Annotated in this window: 23 protein-coding genes; 12 read left to right on the top strand and 11 right to left on the bottom strand. The window is 69.6% G+C overall.

The features are described from left to right. Positions 1–23 precede the first annotated feature (23 nt). Together RS83_RS03545 and RS83_RS03550 are read left to right on the top strand one after the other, a co-directional pair. Positions 24–653, top strand: coding sequence for a DUF1684 domain-containing protein (locus RS83_RS03545; protein WP_045278130.1), 630 nt, complete (start codon positions 24–26; stop codon positions 651–653). Positions 654–954: 301 nt separating this feature from the next. Next, a complete protein-coding gene (locus RS83_RS03550) occupies positions 955–2,076 on the top strand; it encodes an FUSC family protein (RefSeq protein WP_082071501.1) in 1,122 nt (373 codons plus the stop codon). A 10-nt stretch (positions 2,077–2,086) separates the two neighbouring features. Here RS83_RS03550 and RS83_RS03555 read toward each other — a convergent pair whose 3' ends face one another. Further along, on the bottom strand, positions 2,087–3,487 hold the full coding sequence (locus tag RS83_RS03555; protein ID WP_045278131.1) for a threonine/serine ThrE exporter family protein: 1,401 nt from the start codon (positions 3,485–3,487) through the stop codon (positions 2,087–2,089). A gap of 54 nt (positions 3,488–3,541) precedes the next feature. Continuing rightward, positions 3,542–4,384 carry a helix-turn-helix transcriptional regulator gene (locus RS83_RS03560; protein ID WP_045278132.1) on the bottom strand — a complete coding sequence of 281 codons (843 nt, stop codon included), beginning with the start codon at positions 4,382–4,384 and terminating at the stop codon, positions 3,542–3,544. A gap of 99 nt (positions 4,385–4,483) precedes the next feature. Here RS83_RS03560 and hxlB point away from each other — a divergent pair, with 99 nt between their 5' ends. Both hxlB and hxlA read left to right on the top strand, forming a co-directional pair. Beyond that, positions 4,484–5,062 (top strand): 6-phospho-3-hexuloisomerase, encoded by a 579-nt coding sequence (gene hxlB, locus RS83_RS03565; RefSeq protein ID WP_045278133.1) that lies wholly within the window; start codon positions 4,484–4,486, stop codon positions 5,060–5,062. 38 nt (positions 5,063–5,100) lie between these two features. Further along, positions 5,101–5,724 carry a 3-hexulose-6-phosphate synthase gene (hxlA, locus tag RS83_RS03570; RefSeq protein WP_045278134.1) on the top strand — a complete coding sequence of 208 codons (624 nt, stop codon included), beginning with the start codon at positions 5,101–5,103 and terminating at the stop codon, positions 5,722–5,724. A gap of 69 nt (positions 5,725–5,793) precedes the next feature. On the opposite strand, the gene RS83_RS03575 is transcribed toward hxlA, so the two are convergent. The 4 genes from RS83_RS03575 to RS83_RS03590 all read right to left on the bottom strand — a co-directional run bounded on the left by RS83_RS03575 (position 5,794) and on the right by RS83_RS03590 (position 9,213). Then, the gene (locus RS83_RS03575) at positions 5,794–6,423 is read right to left on the bottom strand and encodes a Pr6Pr family membrane protein (protein WP_045278135.1); all 630 of its coding nucleotides are present in this window, start codon (positions 6,421–6,423) and stop codon (positions 5,794–5,796) included. A gap of 51 nt (positions 6,424–6,474) precedes the next feature. Next, positions 6,475–7,620: an epoxide hydrolase family protein gene (locus tag RS83_RS03580; protein WP_045278136.1), complete on the bottom strand. Its 1,146-nt coding sequence runs from the start codon at positions 7,618–7,620 to the stop codon at positions 6,475–6,477. Positions 7,621–7,948: 328 nt separating this feature from the next. Further along, complete coding sequence (locus RS83_RS03585) at positions 7,949–8,191, bottom strand: hypothetical protein (RefSeq protein WP_045278137.1); 243 nt, start codon at positions 8,189–8,191, stop codon at positions 7,949–7,951. Between the two features lie 170 nt (positions 8,192–8,361). Continuing rightward, positions 8,362–9,213 carry an endo alpha-1,4 polygalactosaminidase gene (locus tag RS83_RS03590; protein WP_052678824.1) on the bottom strand — a complete coding sequence of 284 codons (852 nt, stop codon included), beginning with the start codon at positions 9,211–9,213 and terminating at the stop codon, positions 8,362–8,364. Positions 9,214–9,439: 226 nt separating this feature from the next. On the opposite strand from RS83_RS03590, the gene RS83_RS03595 reads away from it, so the two are divergent. Continuing rightward, a complete protein-coding gene (locus tag RS83_RS03595) occupies positions 9,440–10,006 on the top strand; it encodes an NADPH-dependent FMN reductase (RefSeq protein WP_045278138.1) in 567 nt (188 codons plus the stop codon). On the opposite strand, the gene RS83_RS03600 is transcribed toward RS83_RS03595, so the two are convergent. Genes RS83_RS03600 through RS83_RS03610 form a run of 3 tightly spaced genes read right to left on the bottom strand, consistent with a single transcriptional unit; the run spans position 9,999 to position 12,791 of the window. Beyond that, complete coding sequence (locus RS83_RS03600) at positions 9,999–11,393, bottom strand: MFS transporter (RefSeq protein WP_045278139.1); 1,395 nt, start codon at positions 11,391–11,393, stop codon at positions 9,999–10,001. The genes RS83_RS03595 and RS83_RS03600 overlap by 8 nt on opposite strands. A 38-nt stretch (positions 11,394–11,431) precedes the next feature. Further along, positions 11,432–12,514 carry a carboxylate-amine ligase gene (locus RS83_RS03605; protein ID WP_045278140.1) on the bottom strand — a complete coding sequence of 361 codons (1,083 nt, stop codon included), beginning with the start codon at positions 12,512–12,514 and terminating at the stop codon, positions 11,432–11,434. Positions 12,515–12,524: 10 nt separating this feature from the next. Further along, positions 12,525–12,791 carry a DUF7218 family protein gene (locus tag RS83_RS03610; RefSeq protein WP_045278141.1) on the bottom strand — a complete coding sequence of 89 codons (267 nt, stop codon included), beginning with the start codon at positions 12,789–12,791 and terminating at the stop codon, positions 12,525–12,527. Between the two features lie 124 nt (positions 12,792–12,915). On the opposite strand from RS83_RS03610, the gene RS83_RS18900 reads away from it, so the two are divergent. After that, the gene (locus RS83_RS18900) at positions 12,916–13,080 is read left to right on the top strand and encodes a hypothetical protein (RefSeq protein WP_170198021.1); all 165 of its coding nucleotides are present in this window, start codon (positions 12,916–12,918) and stop codon (positions 13,078–13,080) included. Between the two features lie 80 nt (positions 13,081–13,160). On the opposite strand, the gene RS83_RS03615 is transcribed toward RS83_RS18900, so the two are convergent. Further along, positions 13,161–13,367 (bottom strand): CsbD family protein, encoded by a 207-nt coding sequence (locus RS83_RS03615; protein ID WP_045278142.1) that lies wholly within the window; start codon positions 13,365–13,367, stop codon positions 13,161–13,163. Between the two features lie 228 nt (positions 13,368–13,595). Here RS83_RS03615 and solA point away from each other — a divergent pair, with 228 nt between their 5' ends. The 6 genes from solA to RS83_RS18910 all read left to right on the top strand — a co-directional run bounded on the left by solA (position 13,596) and on the right by RS83_RS18910 (position 20,125). Next, entirely contained in the window at positions 13,596–14,720 is a 1,125-nt protein-coding gene (gene solA, locus RS83_RS03620; RefSeq protein ID WP_045278143.1) for an N-methyl-L-tryptophan oxidase, read from the top strand. A gap of 136 nt (positions 14,721–14,856) precedes the next feature. Next, the gene (locus tag RS83_RS03625; protein ID WP_045278144.1) at positions 14,857–15,807 is read left to right on the top strand and encodes an ABC transporter permease; all 951 of its coding nucleotides are present in this window, start codon (positions 14,857–14,859) and stop codon (positions 15,805–15,807) included. Further along, positions 15,804–16,775 (top strand): ABC transporter permease, encoded by a 972-nt coding sequence (locus RS83_RS03630; protein ID WP_052678816.1) that lies wholly within the window; start codon positions 15,804–15,806, stop codon positions 16,773–16,775. The genes RS83_RS03625 and RS83_RS03630 overlap by 4 nt, the downstream gene beginning before the upstream one ends. Further along, the gene (locus RS83_RS03635) at positions 16,772–18,346 is read left to right on the top strand and encodes an ABC transporter substrate-binding protein (RefSeq protein ID WP_082071504.1); all 1,575 of its coding nucleotides are present in this window, start codon (positions 16,772–16,774) and stop codon (positions 18,344–18,346) included. The genes RS83_RS03630 and RS83_RS03635 overlap by 4 nt, the downstream gene beginning before the upstream one ends. Positions 18,347–18,464: 118 nt before the next feature. After that, positions 18,465–19,331, top strand: a complete 867-nt coding sequence (locus RS83_RS18905; protein WP_082071505.1) for an ABC transporter ATP-binding protein — start codon at positions 18,465–18,467, stop codon at positions 19,329–19,331. After that, positions 19,328–20,125, top strand: coding sequence for an ATP-binding cassette domain-containing protein (locus tag RS83_RS18910; RefSeq protein WP_197072057.1), 798 nt, complete (start codon positions 19,328–19,330; stop codon positions 20,123–20,125). Before RS83_RS18905 ends, RS83_RS18910 begins: the two co-directional genes overlap by 4 nt. A gap of 178 nt (positions 20,126–20,303) precedes the next feature. On the opposite strand, the gene RS83_RS03650 is transcribed toward RS83_RS18910, so the two are convergent. Further along, on the bottom strand, positions 20,304–22,208 hold the full coding sequence (locus RS83_RS03650) for a helix-turn-helix domain-containing protein (protein WP_045278146.1): 1,905 nt from the start codon (positions 22,206–22,208) through the stop codon (positions 20,304–20,306). Positions 22,209–22,277: the final 69 nt, after the last annotated feature.

Genomic DNA, 22,277 nt, shown 5'->3' on the forward strand with positions numbered 1-22,277 from the left:
CGCGCGCCGCGTACCCTGGCCTCATGACTGCAACGAGCGCCCGCACCGCCGCACAGGTCGTCGATTGGCGACGCCGCGTCTTCGCGCTGTACGACGCCGTGCGCCGGGCGGAGTCTCCCGAGGATGCGCATGAGCTCTGGCGGATCGAGCGCGACGAGCTGCTGCTGCATCACCCGGCGACGCCGCTGCTCTCGGCGGACCGGCCGCTGTTCGAGGGACTGCCGATCGCTCCGTACGACGCGGCGTGGCGGTTCGAGTTGCCGATCCTGCCGGCAGAACCCGGCGGCTTCGACTTCGCGACCGGGACAGACGGCGTCGTGCCGTTCGAACGCATCGGCAGGGTCGAGGTCCCGGATGCCGGTTCACTCGACATCTGGCGGCTGACCACGTATGGGGGCGGGCTGTTCATCCCGGTGCGCGATGCGCTGGCCGGGCGCCCCGGCGGAACCTACGGCGGCGGGCGCTATCTGATCGACACGATCAAGGGCGCAGATCTCGGTTCTGATGCCGAGCGCGGCACGATCGTGCTCGACTTCAACTTCGCGTACAACCCCTCCTGCGCCTACGATCCGGCGTGGGCATGCCCCTTGGCCCAACCCGGCAACGTGCTCCCGATCGCTGTTCCTGTCGGCGAGCTGTACGCCGGCGTCTGAGCGGATGGTGGAGGGTTCGAACAGGCGCGCCCCTCTCGAGTTTCGGCTCCCCAGCCTGACTCTCGAGAGGGCGCTGCCACCGGGGGGTGTGGCTGTCCTGCTCACTGCAATCGGTGCTGCGCCCCAGACGCTTCACCATGGCAGCCCCAGCCGCCGTCATCGAGAATAGCGCGGAAACCGCGTGTCCCCCAAATGGGGGACACGAGTTTTTGCTGAGAGTTTCCTGAGCACTTGGATCCGGGTCCGATCGGGCCATCGGCTCGATGTGTCAAGGGGTGGGCATGTGCCGCCAGGACACGGGATGCTGGATGCCCGGAAGGAGCCAGCCATCATCACCGACCTCCGTGCCCGCAGCCGCGCCGCTGCGCTGACAGCCCGCAGTGCCGTGCATCCGGCACGCCTGCTGCTCGTCGCGAAGACCATGCTCGCGGTGGGCCTCGCGTGGTGGATCGCCCCGCACATGCCGGGGGTCACCGACGAGTATCCGTATTACGCGCCGCTCGGCGCGCTGCTGAGCATGTACCCGACGCTGATGGGGTCGGCGAGGTCGAGCCTGCAGACCCTGCTCGGTCTCGCGACCGGGATCGGTCTCGCCGCGCTCGTGGTGATCACCGTCGGGCCGACGTGGTGGACCATCCCGCTGATCGTCGGCGTCGGCGTGTTGGTGTCGGGAACCGGCTGGTTCGGCGCGGGGCGCGACTACGTGCCGATCGCTGCGCTGTTCGTGCTCATCATCGGCGGGCAGAACGCCGACGACTACTCGCTCGGCTACCTCACGCAGACCGCGGTCGGCGTCGTGGTGGGGCTCATCGTCAACTTCGTCATCGCGCCGGCACCGCTCACGGCCTCTGCGCAGCTGCGGGTGCGTGAGTTCCGCGCGCAGCTGGCAGCGCATCTCGACGACATCGCAGTGGCCGTGTCGGAGTCCTGGCCGCCGGAGCGTGAGCAGTGGGCCCTGGATGCCGGTTCGCTGGCCGACACCGCGCGCTCGGTGCGAGCGACGCTCGACGAGGCCGACGAGAGCCGTCGCTGGAACCTTCGCGCCCGCGGCAGCCGAGCGCACACCGCCGACGTGCACGCGCAGCTGGCCGCACTCGACCGCATCGCCGACCGCATCCGCGACGTGTCAGACACGATCGCCGACACGATCTGGGACCGCCCAGGTGCGCTCGACCTCGACCCCACGGTCGTCGCGCCGTTGACGGATGCCTGCCATGCGGTCGCCGCGGTGATCGCCCTCGACGACCTCGACTCGGCCGAGGCGCATCGGGTGCGCGGCGAGGCGGCGCGGGCGGTGCGGCTGCTGCTCGAGACCGTCGACGACCGCACCGTCGAAGCGCGACGATCGATGGGCCCCGGCGTGCTGTGCGCGATGCATCTGCGCCGCATCCTGATCCTCGCCGGGCAGCAGCTGCCCGACTGAGGTCGTCGGGTCAGCGCCGCACGCGCGCTCTGGTCTTCGTCACGCTGTCGAGCGTGGCGCGCACCGGCGTGCCGAGGTACAGCCCCAGCGAGGCGCCGGATGCCAGGCCGACGCCGACCACGGCGGCGTACACGAGCGAGCCGCCGGCGCCGACGACCGCGGTCGCCGTGCCGTCGGTGTGGACCATCTCGAGCAGCCCCTGGAAGACCGCGACACCGGGCACGAGCGGCACGATGGCCGCTGTCGTCACGGCCACCGACGGCACGTGCAGGTTGTGCGCGATCATCACCCCGATGAAGCTCGCGAGCAGCGCACCGACGGCGCTCGCGGCCGCAGGGTGCAGATTGACGGCGATCGATCCGGTGTAGCCGGCGATCGTGATGGCGCTCAGCAGCGCACTCACCAGGATGATGCGGATGCCCGCACCGTTGAAGACCGCCACCGCGACGGCGATGATGATCGCGCCGGCGAACACGCTCGGCAGTGGACCGAAGGGTGCAGGATCGTCTGGCAGGTCCATCGTGAATCCGAGCACGCTGCCGAGCTCGAGGCCGACGAGGATGCCGATCACCACCCCGAGCGTCTGCATCGTGAGGTCGAGGATCCGACCGCCGGCCGTGAGTGCGAAACCGTCGATCGCGTCCTGGGCCGCGCCGACCACGGTGAGGCCGGCGAGCATCAGCACGATGCCGGAGGCGACGATGATCGACGGGCGGATGCCGACGAACGGCTCGATCCCGGCGGCGCCGAGTGCCGACACGGCCACCGCCACGACGGTCGTCACGAAGCCACCGGCGATCTGGCTGAAGAAGAGGGGGACCTGCACGCGGGCGAGGGCCGCCTGGGTGAGTGCGGCCGCGAGGGCGGCGACGAACGTGAGTCCGACGATGATCGGTGTCGCGCCGAGGAGGATGCTGACGCCGACCGCGAGGAGGGCGCGGGCGACCACGACCACCGGCTGCTGGTAGCGGAATGGCACCCGGCGGATCACGCGGAAGGCCGTGCGGGCCGACTCCAGATCGAGACCTGCGCGGATGTCGGAGACGAGCGCCTGCACGCGCTGCAGCTTGGCGTGATCCGGGGCGGTGACCCGCACGACGCGCACCAGGGTCTCCGGCCAGACCTCGCCGCTCAGGTGGAACGACACCGTGATCGAGTTGTAGGTCACGTCGACCTGCACGCCGCGCAGGCCGTAGGAGTCGCAGACCCTGGTGATCGCGAGCGTCACCTCATGGGCCGAGGCGCCGACCGCGAACATCGACTCGCCGATGCGGGTCGCGAGGTCGAGCACCCTCGGCACCGTGCGCTCGTCGATGATGGGCATGACTTCGGTCGGAGCGACGTTCGAGGGGTCGGTGTGCAGGATCCTGTGCACCGAGGCGAGCAGCCGCCGCTGGGTCTTCGGGGACATGCATCCATTCTCCCGTCCGTCCGCTGAGCGTGTGCCCCGCCCCGCCGCCTCGGGTCAGCGCGCGAGTGCGGCGAGTTCGGCTCGATTGCGTGCGCCGGTCTTGCGCAGCAGCTTCGAGACGTGGAACTTCACGGTGTGCGGGCTGATGCGCAGCTCGGCGGCGATCTCGGCGTTGCGGGCACCGGTGCTCAGCAGTCGCAGCACGTCGCGCTCCCGCTCGCTGAGGTCGATGTCCTCCTCGACCGAGTGTGTGGATGCCGGCGGCGGGTCGAGCGGCAGCACGATGCTGAGATCGCTGCCCCATCCCGGTGTGGACGAGACGCTGAGGGTGCCGTCGGTCGCGCTGACCTGCTCGGCGATCCTGCGCAGTGCGTCGTCGTGGGCGGTGAGCTCGCCGCTGCCGTCGTCCCTGATGCCGATCAGCAGGTTCAGGCCGTCGCAGTCCCACTGGATGCGCACCCGGCGGGCGTCGTCGGCGTCAGCGAAGGCGAGCACGGCGTTGCGGACGATCGCCCGCGCCGACAGCGCGACAGCGCCGGGGAGCGCACGCCCGTTCGCCGGCGGCTCGACGAACTGCACGTCGAGCTGCCCGAAGCGCACGAGCGGGCGCAGGTCGCGCTTCAGTCGTTCGAACGCGCCGACCACGGGTTCGAGGAAGTCGCTCTCGCGCACATCGGATGCTGTGCGCAGCTCGACGAGTGCGGCCGCGGTCACATCGATCGCGGTCTGCCTGGCCGCCTGGTCGCCGAGGCGGGTCGAGCGCAGCACCGCGAGGATCGATTCGAGCGTGACCGCGTGCCGGTCGGACTGCTCGGCGAGGATGCGGGCCTGCTCCGAGCTGTGCACTCGTGCGGCCTGCGAGGTGACTGCGCCGTGGGTCGTGACGGTGGTGGACATGTCCCGAGGCTAGTCGATCGGGCAGCGCTAGCCGAGCGGCTAGTTCTTCCAGACATTCGGCGGACCCCGGCGCGACGCACGTCGTTCGATGATCGAGGGATGAGCACTCCCACCGCCACCTCCGCCGACGCGATCCGTATCGTCCGGACCGAGACGGATGCCGCGCTCCAGGCGCTCGCCGACACCGGGTCCGATGCGATCGACGCGCTCGCCGAGGCCGTGCTCGACGCAGATCGCGTGTTCCTCCTCGGCGCCGGTCGCTCCGGACTCGCGCTGCGGATGACCGCGATGCGACTCATGCACCTCGGGCTCAGGGTCTTCGTGGTCGGCGACACGACGACGCCGGCGATCGAGCGGGGTGACCTGCTGCTCACCGCGACCGGTTCAGGCACGACGACCGGGATCGTCCGCGCCGCCACGACCGCGCGCGAGGTCGGTGCGATGGTCGCGACGATCACGACCGCCCCAGAGTCGCCGGTCGCCGAGCTCTCGCGGGTCGTCGTGGCGGTGCCGGCCGCCGGCAAGCTCGACCGCTCCGGTGCCGCCTCGGCGCAGTACGCGGGCAGCCTGTTCGAACAGACCGTCGTCCTCCTCGGCGATGCGCTGTTCCACGCGCTCTGGCAGCGCAGCGGGGCCTCGGCGGACGACCTCTGGCCGCGCCACTCGAACCTCGAATGATCCAGGCCTCCCGGCCGACACCTCACGAAAGCAGGAACATGAAGATCCAGTTCGCCATCGACACCCTCACCACCGAAGCGGCACTCGACCTCGCAGCATCCGCCGCCGAGCACGTCGACATCCTCGAGCTCGGCACCCCGCTCATCAAGAGCGAGGGCCTCTCGGTCGTCACCGCCATGAAGCAGGCGCACCCTGACAAGATCGTCTTCGCCGATCTGAAGACGATGGATGCCGGTGAGCTCGAGGCCGAGATCGCATTCGCGGCCGGCGCCGACCTCGTCACGGTGCTCGGCTCGGCCGATGACAGCACCATCACCGGCGCGGTGAAGGCAGCCACGAAGCACGGCAAGGGCATCGTCGTCGACCTGATCGGTGTCGCCGACAAGGCCGCCCGCGCGAAGGAGGTCGTCGCCCTCGGCGCCGAGTTCGTCGAGATGCACGCCGGTCTCGACGAGCAGGCGAAGGAGGGCTACTCGCTCGACGGGCTGCTCGAGGCCGGCCGCGCCGCGGGTGTGCCGTTCTCGGTCGCGGGTGGCGTGAACGCCTCATCGATCGCGGCCGTGCAGGCCTCCGGCGCGCAGATCGCCGTCGCCGGCGGCGCGATCTACGGCGCCCCTGACGTCGCTGCCGCGGCTGCAGGGCTCCGGGCCGCGCTGGTCTGATCCGCACCGCACGATTGAGGCCCGCCGGATATCCGGCGGGCCTCAGTCAGTCGGATCGTGCCGACGCGATCAGGCGTGCACTGCCCGCTGGCGAACGTTCCCGAGCCAGCGGATCAGCAGTGCGAGCAGGAAGAAGACCACGACGAGCGCCGCGCACCAGAGCGCGACGCCGCCATATCCACCGTTCCGCTCCGGGTTGTAGAACGGGTACGGGTAGAACCCGTCGACCGCGCCGCGCACGATCGAGAAGATCGAGTACGCGGCGGGCCAGATCATCCACCACAGCACGACCCGGAACGGCAGGCGGCGGTGCGGCGGCCAGAGGATCCAGTCCAGGATCCCGGCGACCGGCACGATCATGTGCACGACGACGTTGACCCACGGGATGACCGGACCGATGTCGCCGTCGCCGAGGATCGTGTTGAACACGATGCCGACGAACACGATGTAGACGACCACGCCACCGCGGATGGCGACCACCGCGTCCGACGGATCCTTGCGCCCGCGCAGCAGGCGAACAGCGCTCACGATGAACACGATCGAGATCATCAGATTCGACAGATTCGTGAAGTAGGCGAAGAAGTTCGGGATGCTGTAGCCGTTGGCGACGGTCACGGCGAACAGCTGCACGAACACGGCTGTCAGCGAGAGCGCGGCGAACACGAGCCGGAAGATGATGGCGGCGACGCGGGAAGTCATGCCCTCAATGTAGCGGTGCGTGCGCGTCGGACCGACGCGACCTCGTCGGGATCATTCCGGGCTGCGTCCGGGCTGCAGCTCTCGCGCGAATGCCGCGATGTCGTCAGCGAGCAGTGCGGGCTCCTCATGCGGGGCGAAATGGCCGCCCCGCGGCATCCGCGTGTACCGGGTGAGGTGATAGGTGCGTTCGACCCAGCTCTGTGGGGGCGAAGCGAGATCATGCGGGAACAGCGCGACCGCGGTCGGCACCTCCACGCGCTCCACCGCGGTGGTCAGGCCCGCGGCGTGCTCGTAGTACGCCCGGAACGAGGTGCCGATCGAGTTCGTGAACCAGTAGAGCGACCCCAGGGTCAGCAGATACTCGTCACTGAAGCGGGACGAGACATCACCGTCGCAATCGCTCCAGGCGCAGTGCTTCTCGAGGACCCACGAGAGCAGGCCGGCGGGGGAGTCCGACACCGCCGGCGCGAGCGTGAGCGGCCGGGTCTGCTGCTGGTGCTGGTAGGCGCCCTCGGCGGACAGCCACGCCTGGACCCGTGAAAGGTGTGCGCGCTCCTCCGGCGTGATCGACGCGTCGTCGACGTCGGACGGCGGGGCGACGGCCAGCAGATGGATGCCGACCAGTTCGTCGGGGTACGCCTGGGCGAGACGCGACGTGATCCCGGCGCCGAGGTCGCCGCCGTGCGCCAGATACCGCGAGATGCCGAGATGCTCGGTCATCAGCAGATGCCAGAGGTCGTGCGTCTGCACGCCCAGCCGCGGCCGTTGCGGGGAGAACGGCAGGCCGGGCAGTGCCGGCACGATCACGGTCGCGGCATGTGCGGCATCACCGCCGAACTGCGACGGCGTCGCCAGTCGTTGCGCGACCTCCGTGAGCTCGAGCGCGGTGCTGGGCCAGCCGTTCGTGAGCAGGATCGGGACACCGTCGCCGCCGGGCTCTGCATCGAAGCGCAGATACGCGATGTCGGTGCCGTCGATGTCTGCCGTGTGCCAGGGCAGATCGGCGATGCTCCGCTCCTGCGCCCGCCAGTCGAAGTCCTCGGCCCAGATGCGGACGAGCCGCCGCAGCTCCCCCTGATCGGTGCCGGCGTCCCAGCCCGTCGCCGGCCACGGCTCGGGCCATCTGGTCGCGTGCAGGCGTCGCCGCAACTCGGCGAGATCGTCATCGCTCACATCGAGAGCGGGGATGAGCGGCATCGGGGCACCTTCCGGAACTGCGGCTGGATGACACGGAGACGCTATCGCAGGGCTCCGACGCTCGGGACGACGCGGATGCGGCCGGGCATCCGCGCGCTCTGTGCTCACCCGGAGGCAGGCACGCAACGCGCCGGACACCGGGATAGCGCATCCGCATCTCCGAGGGCAAGCCCCTCGTGGCGGTGCTGTGCGTGACCTATGTTCAGTGGCGCGGGGTGCGGAAGCCCTCGAGGGTGCGGCTTCAGCCTTTCCCCCGCGCGCCGGTGGTCTGCGGTCGCTCCCATCGGAGCGCAGCGGGCCGCCGGCGGTTCTGCTCTTGGACCCCGGACTACTGCGAGATGCCCAGGTCTGGGTCGACGTTCGACTCGGCGCCCTGTTCCAGCGGGTCGAGTTCGACGTCGTCGCCCTGCTCGAGCTCGTCGGCATCGTCGGCGTCCTGCTGATCGGCGTCGTACTGCACGGCGTCCGGCGCGGCCGGGTCGTCGGCGGTGAAGGTCTTCTCGCCGGCCGGAGTCTCGGCCTCGGCGTCGAAGGGGCCCTGGTCCTCGGGGTACGAGCGGGGTTCAGACATGGGGGAGTCCTCTCAGTCGGATGCCGGATCCGAGAGCCGGATGCCGGAGCTGCCCAGCCTCGCGCACTCCGGCTTCCGCCGCGCACCCGTTGACAGGGCGCAGCCGGCGTGGTTCCGTTCGCTCCCTGCGGGTCAGCCCGCGCAGCGCGGGTCAGCCCGCGCAGCGCGGGTCAGCCCGCGCAGGTCTCGAACACGTACGCCTCGTCGTCCGGCGTCACGAGATCGCGGTCGCGCAGCACCATCGACGCGGGGGACTCGGGGTCGGCACACATCTCGGCGAACGCGCGCGGCAGCTGGTCGCTGTACTCGATGTCGATCACGCTGTCGCCGTAGACCTCGGTGTACGCCGCGCATTCCTGATAGGCCGCGCACTCCTCGGTGACCGCGAAGTCGAAGCCGGCCTGCGCGTGCAGCACCCGGGCGGCCTCTGCGGCGTTCTTCTGTCCGGCTGCGAGTCCTGAGGCGTGGGCAGCGTCGACCAGCATCGTCGCGAGCCAGAGGTTGTCGTCGAGCGTGAGCGCGCCGTCGGAGCGCGTGTACGAGTCGAGGTTGTCGAACTCGACAGCGTCGAACCCGGCATCCGCACAGGCGTCGATCCACGGCGTCACCTGCTGTGCGATGCGCGTGCGATGTTCGGCGGTCGAGGTGTCGACGAGCGCCTCGTCCGGCCAGTCCGGGTCGAACACCGGCTCGCCGTCGTGATGCAGCAGCAGGTCCTCCGCCCAGGTGTCGAGCTCGCCCGGCTGCGTCTGGAAGCCGTTCACGTAACAGATCGAGTAGATCCCCGGTGCTGGGTCCGCCGACCGATCCCGCCCGACGATGCCGACGCCTGCCGCCGGTTCATAGGCGCCGCCGAGCTGATAGTCGGGCACCGCACCGGCGGGGAATCCTGTCGGAGCTGCGGATGCCGCGGCATCGGGCCGATTCCCCGCGTGCCCCACGTGTCCGGTCGTCTCGGCGCACCCGGTGAGGGCGAGCACCGCGGCGGCGAGCAGCGCCACGGCTCCGGTCGCGCGATTCAGCACGTCGCCCCGGACAGTTCGCCGCTTTCCTTCGAGCCCATCCCTCGAGCATAGGTCGGATGCTGCGGCCAGCCCTCGGGCGGATACTCCCATTCCTCCTGGCGGCCGTGCGGGAGGAGGTCGTGCATTCGCACGGCACCGATACGTGGCGATCCGGAATGCGCATCGCCGAGGTGTGGTTGCATATACATGCATCTGCATGGAATTCCTGAAAGGACCTCTCCGTATGACCACGTACACCGTCGGCTTCCTCGTCGGCAGCATCTCCTCGACCTCGATCAACCGCCGCCTCTCGAGGGCGCTCGTGAAGCTCGCGCCGCAGGCGGACCTGACGCTGACCGAGATCCCGATCGCCGGCCTGCCGTTCTACTCGGCAGACAACGACGGGGCGATCCCCGCGGAGGCCGCCGAGTTCAAGGCGGCGATCGAGGCATCCGACGCCGTCATCCTGATCACGCCGGAGTACAACCGCTCCGTGCCGGGTGTGCTGAAGAACGCACTCGACACCGCCAGCCGTCCCTGGGGCCAGAACAGCCTCGCCGGCAAGCCCTCGGCCGTGATCGGCGGCTCGATCGGACCGATCGGCACCGCCGTGGCGCAGCAGCACCTGCGTTCGATCCTGTCGTTCCTCGCCTCGCCCGAGCTGTCGCAGCCCGAGGCCTACATCCACATGCGCGACGGCCTCTTCACGGAAGACGGCGACGTGACCGACGACTCGACCACCGAGTTCCTCGTGTCGTGGCTCAAGGCAGTGCACACGCACATCGCGAAGTCGCTCAGCGACGTCAGCTGACCCCACCGGGTGCCGTGGCCTCGGCATCCGTCGCTTCCGCAGGGTTGCGACGGATGCCGATCCACGACACCGCCCCACCCAGGACGAGCAGTGTCGCCGTCACCCACGCGGCGTTGTGGAAGCCGTCGAGGTCGAGGGCGCCGCCGACGATCGTCGAGAGCATCGCGACCACCAGCAGCCCGGCGACACGGGAGACCGCGTTGTTCACCGCGGAGGCGATGCCGGAATGCGACTCGTCGATCGCGCCGAGGATCGCCGAGGTGAGCGGGGCCACCGTGAGCGAGAGCCCGAGACCCATCACGATCATCGCCGGCAGCACCTGCCACCAGTACGAGAAGTCGGTCGAGACGGTCAGCAGCAGCAGCGTGCCGACGGCCATCAGCAGCGGACCGACCGTCATGAAGATCCGCGGGCCGAAGCGGCCGGCCCACAGCCCGGCGCGCGAGCTGAGCAGGATCATCAGGATGGTCAACGGCAGACTCGCGAGACCCGCCGCGGTCGCCGAGAGGCCCGCGCCCTGCTGCAGGTAGACGCCGATCACGAAACCGTTCAGCGAGAGCGCCGCGTAGACGAACAGGGTCGCCAGGTTGCCCCAGCCGAAGTCGCGCACCCGGAACAGCCAAAGCGGCATGAGGGGCGAGGCCGAGCGCTGCTGGCGGAGCAGGAACCATGCGAAGAGCAGGGCGCCGAGAATGCCGGGCAGCCAGATCGCCGGTGAGCCCCAACCGAGGTTCGGCTGCTCGATCAGCGCGAACACGACCGCGCCGAGGCCGATCGCGCACAGGGCACCGCTCCACCAGTCGACCTTCACGCCCCGCGGATGCTCCGGCAGGTGCAGGCGGGCGAGCAGCAGCAGCGTGATGCCGATCGGGACGACGTTGATCAGGAAGACGAAACGCCACGACAGGTAGTCGACGAACAGGCCGCCGAGCAGCGGGCCCACGAGCTGGGCGCCGGTGGTGAACGCAGTCCACACGCCGATCGCCCTGGACTGCACGTCGGAGCGCATGGTGGCGGTGATCAGGGCGAGCGAACTCGGCACGAGCAGCGCACCGGCAGCGCCCTGCGCCGCACGGGAGACGATCAGCATGATCGGATCGATCGAGGCGGCGACCGCGATCGAGGCGATGCCGAAGGCGATGAGTCCCACCCGCATCACGACCACGCGGCCGTAGGCGTCGGCGACCGACCCCGCGAGCAGGATCAGCGCGCTCAGCGTGATCAGATACGCATCGACGACCCACTGCTGCGTCGTGATGCCGCCGCCGAGTTCTCGGCTGATGGCAGGCAGCGCGACGGTCACGACGGTGCCGTCGAGGAACGTCACGAACGACGCCAGCACGGCGATCGAGATCACGAGCCGCTGCAGCGGGGTGAAGGAGGCCACAGCCTGACGATACTCCCGGGGGACGACGTCGAGGGTGGTCAGTGCTCGTCGTGCGACGAGTGCATGCCATCGCGGTAGAGCCGGCCGAGGCCCGCGACCCCGTCGGACCCGAACGCGGCCCGCTGTCGATCGGCGCCGGTGCCGTCGCTGCCGATTCGTGCGATCCGATCCTCCACGAAGGCGAGGTCGCCGTGCTCCTCGAGCGCTGGGCGCACGGCGTCGAGCATCGCGCCGGCGAGCGTCCGGGCATCCGACACCGCTGCGCTCGCCGGATCGACGAGGCGGGCGTGCATGCCGTGTCGCGCGGCCGTCCACAGCGATGCGTCGAGCTGGTCGATGCGGACGTGCGAGCCTCGGAGGTCGTCCGTCACGGCGATCGCGCGGGTGAGTGCGGCCGCGAACAGGGTGTCATCCGGATGCAGCTGCGCGTCGAACACGCGGACCTCGAGCGTCGGGAAGCGATCGGAGACCCTGGCTGCCCACGAGAGCGACGCGGCATCGGCGATGGCGTGCAGCTCGATCAGACGGTCGACCTGCGAGCGGTAGTCGTCGAGGTCGTGGAACCGCGGTGGGCTCCACGAGGAGGGGAGGCGGCGGATCGCCACACTGCGCCAGCTGGCGAAGCGCGTGTCGACGCCGTCGGCGAACGGACTGTTACCGGTGAGCGCGAGCAGCACGGGGAGCCAGCCCCGCACCCGGTTGAGCGCCCGGACGCGCTCCTCGTCGTCGCCGATCTCGACGTGCACGTGCAGACCGTTCACCTCGTGACCGCGAGTGATGTGGGCGAGATGCGAGGCGACATCGTCGTAGTGCGGAGCCGACACGACCGTGAGCGATCCGGTGGTCGCGAAGGCGGTGCCGGATGCCGCGGCGATGGCACTGCGCGTGGTGGCGTGCTCGTCCACCAGCCCACGGAGGTGACGCACCTGCGCTCCGGCCTCCGCGAGCGTGTCGACCGGATCGGTCACGCACTCGACCTGGCAGGTCAGATACTCGGCCAGCACCCTGCCCTGCGACGCCCGGTCGGCCAGCGACTCGCGGTCCGTATCGCTGATCCCGATGGGCACCAGGGTCGCATCGTCGAGGAAGACGAACTCCTCCTCGATGCCGAAGCGCGCCATCCGACGCCGCCTAGTGGTTCCGCAGCCGGGAGATGAGCTCCGCCTTGCGGAGCGAGCTGTAACCGGTCAGCCCCAGCTCCTTCGCACGCGGACGAAGCTCGGCGACGGTCCAGTCCTCGTAGTCGCCGTGCTCACCGCCGCGGCGTCCGACCGCACTGCGCCCCTCTTTGGCAGCGGCGTTCGAGATGCGTGCGGCCTTCTCCTTCGACGCGCCGTCATCGCGGAGCTCCTCGTAGAGCTCCGGGTCCTTCAGTGAGTTGTTGCGGCGTCCTGGCATGATCTCGCTCCTGTTCATCGCATCACAGAGGTGTCCCCGTCAACCCCCTCTGACGATGCGGCCCCGAGCAATAGCGTGGGGAGTTGCAATCGGGGTGCCCAGCCCCGCTCAGAAGGGAAGACCGATGAACATCCTCCTCATCATCGTCATCGTCATCGCCGTGATCCTCGCGATCACCGGCGGACTCGTGCAGTCGCTGCAGTTCCTGCTGTGGGTGGGACTCGTCCTGCTCGCGATCGCCGTGATCGCCTGGTTGATCCGATCGATCAGCGGCAGCCGCAAGGTCTGACCACACACCGTGAGGTCCGCGCATCGCGGGCCTCACCCCAGAACACAGTCAAGGAGTGAGGCCCGCGCGATGCGTGGGTCTCACTCCTTGAATGCGTCCCGGACGTTCTCGCCGGTCTTCTCGGCGGCATCCTTGACATTCTCGCCGGCCTGCTTGGCAGACGCCTTCACCTGATCAGCTCGGCCCTCGGCCTCGAGCTTCTCGTTGTCGGTGAGCTTTCCGACGCCCTCCTTGGCCTTGCCTGCGGCCTTCTCAGCGGCGTTCTTGATGTCATCTGCAGCGCTCATGGCGACTTCCTCTCCTCGAAGGATCGATGGAAGTGCCACTGTTCCATCGCGCCATGAATCGGGCCACGGGATTGACAACCGCGAGCCGGCATGAGAACCGGTCGGCGTCGACCGACAGCGTGTTCACCGCACATTCATCTTCTCGTCGCATGGGTGATCGACCTATGGCTGCGCCCGCCGCGCGATGACCACACTGAGCTATCGCAGACGACGAGAGAACGGTGGGTCATGGAGAGCTTCGAGGTGGCAGTGGTCGGAATGGGGGCGCTGGGAAGCGCAGCCGCCTATCACCTGGCTCGGCGGGGGGCGCGCGTCGTCGCCTTCGAGCAGTACGAGCTCGGCCATGTCCGCGGTGCATCGCATGACACCTCCCGCATCGTGCGCACCTCCTACGGTGCACCGGAGTACGTGCGCCTCGCACAGTCGGCCTACCGCGACTGGGAAGACCTGCAGCAGGAGTCCGGCGAGCGGTTGCTGACGATCACCGGCGGCGTCATCTTCATCCCCACCGACGGCCCGTACTCGGCATCCGACTTCACTGCAGCGCTGACCGAGTGCGACGTGCCGCACGAGTTGCTGAGCCCGGCCGAGGTGCACGCCCGCTGGCCGCAGTTCACGATCCCCGACAACGTCGAGACCATCTACACGCCGGACTCCGGGATCGCGCATGCCTCCCGCACCGTCGCCACCCTGCAGCTTCGCGCCAGGGCGCTCGGCGCCGACATCCGCGACCGCACGGCCGTCGAGGCGATCGTGCCGGACGGCGATGGCGTGATCGTCCGCACCGCGAACGGCGAGGTGCGGGCCGCGAAGGTCATCGTCGCCGCCGATGCCTGGACCAACGCGCTGCTCGAGCCGCTCGGCGCCGCCATTCCGCTCGACATCATGCAGGAGCAGGTCACGTACTTCCGGCCCGAGGACCCCACGCCGCTCGGCGCCGACACCCTGCCGGTCTGGATCTGGGAGGACGACGAGTGCTACTACGGCTTCCCGACCTTCGGCGAGCCGACCATCAAGGCGGCCCGCGATGTCTCGGACAACCGGATGACGCCCGAGCAGCGCACCTTCGTCCCGTCGCCGGAACTCACCGCCCAGCTCGACGGCTTCGTGCACGGGCTGCTTCCCGGCGCCGGCGCCCAGCTGCGCACCGTCACATGCCAGTACGCGCTGACCCCCGACCGTCGCTTCGTGCTCGGGCCGCTGCCGGAGCATCCCGATGTGATCGTCGCCCTGGCCGCGGGCCACGGCTTCAAGTTCACGCCGGCGTTCGGCCGCATCCTGTCGGAGCTCGCTCTCGACGGAGCGACCTCCGACGACGTGTCCCAGTTCTCCGCCGCCGCTCTGACCCGCTGATCCGCCGGCTTCCCGCGAGCCGCTCGACATGGAGGTTTCACCCATGAAGCATCTGATCCGCTGGGTCGAGACACCGTTATCGCGCGGCATGCGCCTCGGTACCGTGACGAGCATGTCGACGAAGACGGACTGCTGAATGGCGCGCTACATCGTCACGCGAGTGCTGTCGTCGCTCTTCGTGCTCGTCGTCCTGTCGGTGCTGGTCTTCTCGATGGTGCGCATCATCCCCGGCGACCCGCTGGCCGCGTTCGCCGACCCGGCGAACCCCGACCCCGAGGCCCTCGCGGAGCTGCGCACCGAGCTCGGCCTCGACCAGCCGGCGATCACGCAGTACTTCGTGTGGCTGGGCGGCGTGCTCCGCGGAGACTTCGGCGCCGCGATCACGCTTCCCGGCCAGGTGTCGGACATGATCGCCAACCGCCTGCCGCTCAGCCTCACGCTCGCCGTCATGGCGACGCTGTTCGGCGTCGTGCTCGGACTGCCGGCCGGCATTCTGGCGGCGACCCGCTGGCGCCGACCCAGCGACCACATCGTCCGCGGCACCTCGTTCGTGCTGCTGGCCACCCCGCCGTTCGTGCTCGGAGCCGTGCTGATCCTGATCAACTCGCTCACCCTGAAGCTCCCGCTGATCGGATACTCGGGGGCCGCGGGCAACCCGGCCAAGGCGATCGGCGTGCTGGTGCTGCCGGCTCTGCTGATCGGCATCGTGCTCGCGGCGATCATCGCCCGGTACACGAGAGGCACGCTGCTCGACACGCTCGGCCAGGACTTCGTGCGCACGGCGAGGGCGAAGGGGGCGCCCCCATCGCGACTGGTCGGCCGTCACGCGCTGCGCAACGCGCTCATCCCGGTGACGACCGTCGTGGGCATCGAGCTCGCCGCGCTCGTCGGCGGCACCGTCGTGATCGAGCAGGTGTTCTCGCTCCCCGGCATGGGGCAGCTGCTGCTCACCGGCATCCGCAGCTCCGACTATCCGATCATCCAGGCGACCGTGCTGCTGATCGGCGCGGTCTACGTCGGCATCAACTTCATCGTCGATCTGATCTATCCGCTGATCGACCCCCGAGTGAGGGTACACACGCGATGACTGTCACCCGCGAACTCGCCCTGGCCTCCGCTGCCGGCACGCGCCGCCGCCGCCGTCCCAATCTCGGCCCCTCGTTCTGGGCCGGTGCCGGCATCCTCGGCTTCATCCTGCTGCTCGCCGGCTGGATGTCGCTGTGGCCGCCGTACGACCCGCTCGCCACCGCCGGGCCGGCGATGGCCGGACCATCGGCCTCGAACCTGCTCGGCACCGACAACCTCGGTCGCGACACCTTCACCAGGCTGGCGCTCGCCGCCCGTACCAGCCTGCTCATCTCCGGCGCCGGCGCCCTGCTCGGCGCCGTCGTCGGCACCACACTCGGTCTGATCGCCGGCTACGTCGGCGGCTGGGTCGACGCCGTCATCATGCGCGTCGTCGATGCGCTGCTCGCCCTGCCGGCCATCCTCGTCGCCCTGGTGGTCGGCGTCGTGATCGGCAACGGCGCCTGGCCGCTGATCCTGGCGCTCGGTCTCGTGTTCGCCCCCGGCTTCGCCCGGGTGATGCGGGCTCCGGTGATCGCGATGCGCGACCGCGACTTCGTGCTCGCCGCCCGACTCTCGGGCGTGCGGGGCAGCCGCATCGTGGTCGAGCACCTGCTGCCGAACGTGCTCACGCCGCTGTTCGTGCAATTCGCCTCCGTGGCGTCCCAGATCGTGCTGATCGAGGCGGCGCTCAGCTACCTCGGACAGGGCGTGCAAGCACCCGAGCCGTCGGCCGGCCGCATGATCAGCGAGTTCACCCGCTTCATGCAGCTGCAGCCGCTCCTGATCATCCTGCCGTCGCTGGTCATCATCCTGCTGTCCGCCGCGTGGAACCTCCTCGCCGACGGACTGCAGGACTGGCTCGCACCCCGACGGGAACCCGCCTTCTCGCTCGGTCGGCGTCGCGCCGACCGTGTGAAGAAGCACAGCACCACCCGAGCGAACAGCATCACCCGAGGCACCACACACACAGAAGAGAGTCAGCTATGAAGAAGGCAGTTCTCATGGGCGCGGCGGTCATCGCCGTCGGCGCCCTGGCGCTCACCGGCTGCGGCACCGACACCGGAGGATCGACCGGCGCAGGGAACGATGGCGAGCCCGTCGCCGGCGGCACCCTGACCTGGGGTGTGCCTGCCGAGCCCTCCGCCGGTGGCCTCGACCCGATGGTCGCCTCCGCGATCGCAGCCGAGGTCATCGACTCGATCGCCTACGACACGCTGCTCACCCGCGAGAACGACGGCACCGTCAACCCGGCGCTCGCCACCGACTGGGAGCAGCCGGACGAGCTCACCTGGGTCTTCCAGCTGCGCGACGACGTCACCTTCGCCGACGGCAGCCCCTTCGACGCATCCGATGTCGTGTACTCCTTCGAGACGCGCAAGGACGGCGGCACGAACGCCACCTACCTCGTCAACATGGAGAGCGTCGAGGCGACCGGCGACCACGAGGTCACCTTCCGCTTCAGCCAGCCGGACGGCACGTTCCTCGACGCGGTCTCGGCACGTCAGACCTTCTTCATCGTGAGCGAGGAGGGCTACGGCGCGGCATCCGAGGAGGAACGCCAGACGCAGACCTTCGGCACCGGCGCCTTCCAGGTGACCGAGTGGTCGCAGGGCGTCAGCGTGACGCTCGACAAGAACGAGAAGTACTGGGGAGAGGCCCCGAACCTCGACTCGATCGTCTTCGAGCTGTACCCGGACGAGAGCACCCTGCTCGCCGCCGTGCAGCAGGGCAGCGTGCAGGCGGCGTCGTTCATCGACGGCAGCCTCGCAGGTCAGGCCGAGTCCGCCGGCTTCACGCTCGGCGACCCGCCCTTCCGCCAGAACCTCGCGATCTACATCAACCCGGAAGCGGGCCCCCTCGCCGACGTGAACGTGCGCCGCGCCTTCTCGCTCGCGCTCGACCGTCAGGCATTGGTCGACACCGCGATGCTCGGCAACGCCGGCATCTCGTTCGTGCCGCCGGCCGGCGACCCGGGGGCCCCCGACGCCACGGATCTGCCGTACTACACGCGCGACATCGACGAGGCGAAGAAGCTGCTCGAGGACGCCGGGCAGCCGAACCCGGAGATCACGCTCAGCTACATGGGAGACGTGGCGCAGTCGCACCACCCGGTCTACGAGATGATGCAGCAGCAGTTGGCCGAGGCGGGCATCACGCTCAAGCTCGAGGCGACGCCGCTGTCGGAGATCGCACCGATCTTCACCACCGGCGAGTCCTGGACCGACCTCGTCGCGATCCCGGGCAGCCCGCGAGCATCCGCAGCGTTCTACCTGCAGCCGGTGCTGCTCGAAGGCGGCGTGTACAACCACTGGGACGGCAACCCCGACGCCGACAAGGCCCGCGAGCTGCTGACGCAGGCCATGGCGGCGGCGACGCCCGAGGAGTACAACGACCTCATCGACCAGCTCGCCGAGGAGACCGCCGAGCAGGTGCTCGAGGTCGTGCCCGCAGCCGTGCCGGTGTACTTCGAGGTCTGGGACGCGAACAAGCTCAAGGGCTACGAGAGCGACGCGTTCTACTCCCGGTACAAGCTCGACTCGGCCTGGTTGTCCGAATGAGCACGCGCCGTGGTGCCTCGCGCGTGCGCACCCCTTCCGTGAGGGGTCACAACACGCCCCTCGCGCGTGCGCTCGCGCGGCGTGTTCCGACCTCTCACCGGACGGAGCTCGAGCTCGCATGAACGACGTCGACGCGCTCCGGGTCGAAGACCTGTCCATCGCCTACGGGGGTGCAGCACCCTCGGTGTCCGAGGTGTCGCTCCGCGTGCGCGCCGGGGAGATCGTCGGCGTCATCGGCGAGTCGGGCAGCGGCAAGTCCAGTGTCGCCCTGGCGATGATGGGGCTGCTGCCCGACTCCGCGACGGTCACCGCCCGAACGATGACCGTCGCTGGGTCGGAGATGAAGGATGCCTCGGAGCGTGACTGGGGCACCGTGCGGGGCGTTCGCGCCTCCATGGTGTTCCAGGAACCGATGTCGGCACTGAACCCGTGCATGCGGATCGGCGCGCAGATCGCCGAGGTGCTGCTGATCCACGGCGTCGCCGACAAGAGAGCGGCGCGCACGAAGGCCCTCGACATCCTGAAGCTCGTGCGGATGCCGGATGCCGAGCGCCGCATGAACTACTACCCGCACCAGCTCTCCGGCGGGCAGCGTCAGCGCGTGGTCATCGCGATCGCGGTGGCCGCCGACCCGACGCTGCTCGTCGCGGATGAGCCGACGACCGCGCTCGACGTGACCGTGCAGGCGCAGATCCTCGACCTGATCCGCACGCTGCGCGACGAGACCGGGATGGGCGTGCTGTTCATCAGCCACGACCTCGGCGTGATCGGGCAGCTCTGCGAACGCATCGCGGTCATGTATCGCGGACGGATCGTGGAGTCCGGTACCACGCAGCGCGTGCTCGAGCACCCGCAGCATCCGTACACGAGGGCGCTGCTGGAGAGCATCCCTCGACCGTCCGTGCCGGTGCGGTCGCCGCTCGCGGTGATCCCGGCGGACAACGACTTCGATCAGGTCCCCGCTGTGCTGGAGGAGGCATCGTGAGCGAGTTCGAGACGGATGCCGCGGCGGCCGAGGTGCTGCGGGTTCGCAACGTCACACAGCGGTTCGGTCACGGCGACAACGCGATGGTCGCGCTCGACGACGTGAGCCTGAGCGTACGTCGCGGCGAGACGCTGGGACTCGTGGGGGAGTCGGGGTCGGGCAAGAGCACGCTCGCCCGCGCGATCCTGCTGATGCGCAGGCCCACCTCCGGCAGCATCGAGTTCGACGGCCGTGACGTCACCGGCCTTCGCGGCTCGGCGCTGCGACGCCACCGCCGACGTGTGCAGATGGTCTTCCAGGATCCGAACGACTCGCTCGACCCCCGGTTCGCGATCGGGCGCTCGGTCGCCGAGCCGCTCGTCGCAGCCGGGATGGCGCCGAAGGACCGCACCATGCGGGTGTACGAATCGCTCGAGCAGGTCGGCATCCCCGCGGATGCCGTGAACCGCTACCCGCACGAGTTCTCCGGCGGCCAGCGGCAGCGCATCGCGATCGCCAGGGCGATGGCCGCCGACCCGGAGTTCATCGTGCTCGACGAGCCGACCTCGGCGCTCGACGTGTCGGTGCAGGCGCAGGTGCTGAACCTGCTCGTGCGCCTGCAGGAACGCACCGGTGTCACGTACCTCTTCATCACGCACAACCTCTCGGTCGTGCACCACATCGCGCACCGCGTCGCGGTGATGCACCAGGGCAAGGTCGTCGAGGAGGGCACCGGCGAACAGGTCATGAACGCGCCGCAGCATCCGTACACCCGCACACTGCTCGAGTCGATGCCGGTGCTGTACCGGACGTAGCGGGCATTCGCGGTTCGTGCCGGCGCAAGGGCGTTCACGGTTCGTGCCGGCGTGAGGGCGTTCACAATTCAGCAAATCCGAGTGGTGAACGCCCATACCGGTGGGAATTCGCCGCGTTCGGCACGTTCTTGCTGAACTGTGAACGGCGGTGGCTCGAGCCAGGCGGAAACCCAGCCGCTCAGCGCAGCTGCAGCCGGTCCCGCAGCTCGTCGAGGCGCACCGCGATGCCGATGCGGAACATGCGCTCGTCGTCGCGCCACGAGGCGCCGAGCACGTGGTCGAGTCGGTCGAGGCGCTGCAGGATCGTGTTCGTGTGGAAGTTCAACGCCCTGGCGGTGCGGGTCGGGCTGCTGTTGTGCCGCACGAACGCCCGCAGCGTGCCGAGCAGGTCGGCGCCGCGTTCCTGGTCGTACTGCCGCACGGCTCCGATCGTGTCTCGGAGGAACGCGCTGAGCGCCCGCACGTCGGTGTCGAGGATCGCCGAGTACGGCAGGAAGTCGTCGACCTGAGCCGTGACGTCGGTGAGTTCGAGCGCCGTGATGAGTCGGGCCGTGCGCATCGCCGTCTGGAACGCCTCGGGCAGCGCGCCGGACGCGGGTCGGGGGTACACGGCGGAGACCGGATGCTGCGTGGCGGCCGCCACGCGCTTGCGCAGCCGCTCGACGTCGACCGCACCGCGGTCGGCACTGTGCGCCGCCACCACGAAGCCGCGGTACTCACCCACGAGCGAACGGTCGTCGAGCTGACGGCTCAGCTCGCGCAGCGCGGTGGTCTGCTGATCGCCGGGCACCGAGAGCAGGATCAGCGAGTCGAGCGCCTGCAGGTCGACGCCGAGCCTGCGGGCCCGCCGCTCGACGTCGGAGCGGCGTTCCGGCACGTCGTCGAGCAGATCGGCGACGAGCTCGCTGCGGATGCGCAGATCGGCACCGGATGCCGCCTCCTGCTGCAGTTCGAGGAGCGCGCCGACCTGGGCTGCGCGTTCGACCGTGCGGAGGTCGACCGCGCCGAGCTCGAAGTCGCCGTCGCCGAGCAGCAGCGCGCCGAAGTGGCGGTTGCCTGCCGACAAAGCCGACACGGCGCGGACGCCGGTGCCCGGTACGGTGACGCAGTATCCGGAGCGGCGGCTCTCGTCGATCGCGGCCCGCACCGGCTCCTGCAGCGCGAGCATGCCGGGTGCGAGGGGAAGACCGGCTGCGGCGATCATCTGCTCCTGCGAGTCGATGATCGCGACGGCACGGCCGAGCGCCGATGCGAGGGTCTCGGCCACCGGTCCGAAGCCGCCGCCGGCGAGCACGGCCTGCACGAGTTCCTGGTGCACCGTGTTCGCTCTGTCGCGCTCGACGAGGTGGGCGGTGAGGTTCTCGAGGTTCCTGCGGCTCTCGTCCTCCGACTCCCGTAGCTCGTGGAGCGTGTGCGTGGTCTGCAGGATGATCGAGGCGTGGTCGGCGACGGCTGTGAGCAGCGCGACCTGGTCCGGCGTGAAGTCCCGGGCCTCGCGGTTCGCGACGAACAGCACGCCGATCACATCGTCGGAGGTCACCATCGGCACGCCGAGCAACGACACCAGGCCCTCGGATGACACGGCGTCATCGATGCCGGAGTCGTGTCGTTCGGTGGCGTACGCCGAGTAGTCGGACACCCAGTGCGGCATCCGCGACTCGACGACGACGCTCGCGAGGCCTCGTCCTGGCGGGACTCGGAGGGTCTGGAACGACGCGCTCACCGAGCCGCTCGTCTCCCGCACGCGCAGCTCGCGGGTGTCGGGGTCGAACTCCGACAGGTACGCGAGGTCGACGCCCATCATGGTGTGCGCTCGTTGCACGAGCCGGGCGAGCACGGCGTCGCTGTCGCGCAGCTCGGCGAGCTCGCGGGCGCTGGAGAACAGGGCGGAGAGCTCGTGCTCGCGCCGCCGCAACCGGGAGATCTCGCGCTGCGACCGGTGCACTCGTTCGGCGATCTCGGCGGCGTCGTGCTCGGTGGCGCCCAGCTGCATCAGGGCGTCGCTGACCGCGGTCGGTCCGACCAGGTCGCTGTCGTGCGCTGCGTCGAGCAGCGTCGCGATCGCGGCGGAATCGCGGCTCATGAGAGCTCCTTCTGCGTTCGGGGGCGCTGGAGAGCGGGGTGCCTTCAGTGTCGAGCATGCGGGACGGCG

It is taken from the genome of Microbacterium oxydans, assembly GCF_000956525.1.
GTDB lineage: Bacteria > Actinomycetota > Actinomycetes > Actinomycetales > Microbacteriaceae > Microbacterium > Microbacterium oxydans_A.

What these genes read in the sequence shown, in the direction of transcription:
- RS83_RS03555 (WP_045278131.1), bottom strand. Translation starts at nt 3,487, where the DNA reads ATGTCCCCGAAGACCCAGCGGCGGCTGCTCGCCTCGGTGCACAGGATC.
- RS83_RS03650 (WP_045278146.1), bottom strand. Translation starts at nt 22,208, where the DNA reads ATGAGCCGCGATTCCGCCGCGATCGCGACGCTGCTCGACGCAGCGCAC.
- RS83_RS03615 (WP_045278142.1), bottom strand. Translation starts at nt 13,367, where the DNA reads ATGAGCGCTGCAGATGACATCAAGAACGCCGCTGAGAAGGCCGCAGGC.
- RS83_RS03560 (WP_045278132.1), bottom strand. Translation starts at nt 4,384, where the DNA reads ATGTCCACCACCGTCACGACCCACGGCGCAGTCACCTCGCAGGCCGCA.
- solA (WP_045278143.1), top strand. Translation starts at nt 13,596, where the DNA reads ATGGAGAGCTTCGAGGTGGCAGTGGTCGGAATGGGGGCGCTGGGAAGC.
- hxlB (WP_045278133.1), top strand. Translation starts at nt 4,484, where the DNA reads ATGAGCACTCCCACCGCCACCTCCGCCGACGCGATCCGTATCGTCCGG.
- RS83_RS03625 (WP_045278144.1), top strand. Translation starts at nt 14,857, where the DNA reads ATGGCGCGCTACATCGTCACGCGAGTGCTGTCGTCGCTCTTCGTGCTC.
- RS83_RS18905 (WP_082071505.1), top strand. Translation starts at nt 18,465, where the DNA reads ATGAACGACGTCGACGCGCTCCGGGTCGAAGACCTGTCCATCGCCTAC.
- hxlA (WP_045278134.1), top strand. Translation starts at nt 5,101, where the DNA reads ATGAAGATCCAGTTCGCCATCGACACCCTCACCACCGAAGCGGCACTC.
- RS83_RS03550 (WP_082071501.1), top strand. Translation starts at nt 955, where the DNA reads ATGCTGGATGCCCGGAAGGAGCCAGCCATCATCACCGACCTCCGTGCC.
- RS83_RS03585 (WP_045278137.1), bottom strand. Translation starts at nt 8,191, where the DNA reads ATGTCTGAACCCCGCTCGTACCCCGAGGACCAGGGCCCCTTCGACGCC.
- RS83_RS03545 (WP_045278130.1), top strand. Translation starts at nt 24, where the DNA reads ATGACTGCAACGAGCGCCCGCACCGCCGCACAGGTCGTCGATTGGCGA.
- RS83_RS03605 (WP_045278140.1), bottom strand. Translation starts at nt 12,514, where the DNA reads ATGGCGCGCTTCGGCATCGAGGAGGAGTTCGTCTTCCTCGACGATGCG.
- RS83_RS03595 (WP_045278138.1), top strand. Translation starts at nt 9,440, where the DNA reads ATGACCACGTACACCGTCGGCTTCCTCGTCGGCAGCATCTCCTCGACC.
- RS83_RS03610 (WP_045278141.1), bottom strand. Translation starts at nt 12,791, where the DNA reads ATGCCAGGACGCCGCAACAACTCACTGAAGGACCCGGAGCTCTACGAG.
- RS83_RS03580 (WP_045278136.1), bottom strand. Translation starts at nt 7,620, where the DNA reads ATGCCGCTCATCCCCGCTCTCGATGTGAGCGATGACGATCTCGCCGAG.
- RS83_RS03630 (WP_052678816.1), top strand. Translation starts at nt 15,804, where the DNA reads ATGACTGTCACCCGCGAACTCGCCCTGGCCTCCGCTGCCGGCACGCGC.
- RS83_RS03575 (WP_045278135.1), bottom strand. Translation starts at nt 6,423, where the DNA reads ATGACTTCCCGCGTCGCCGCCATCATCTTCCGGCTCGTGTTCGCCGCG.
- RS83_RS18900 (WP_170198021.1), top strand. Translation starts at nt 12,916, where the DNA reads ATGAACATCCTCCTCATCATCGTCATCGTCATCGCCGTGATCCTCGCG.
- RS83_RS03635 (WP_082071504.1), top strand. Translation starts at nt 16,772, where the DNA reads ATGAAGAAGGCAGTTCTCATGGGCGCGGCGGTCATCGCCGTCGGCGCC.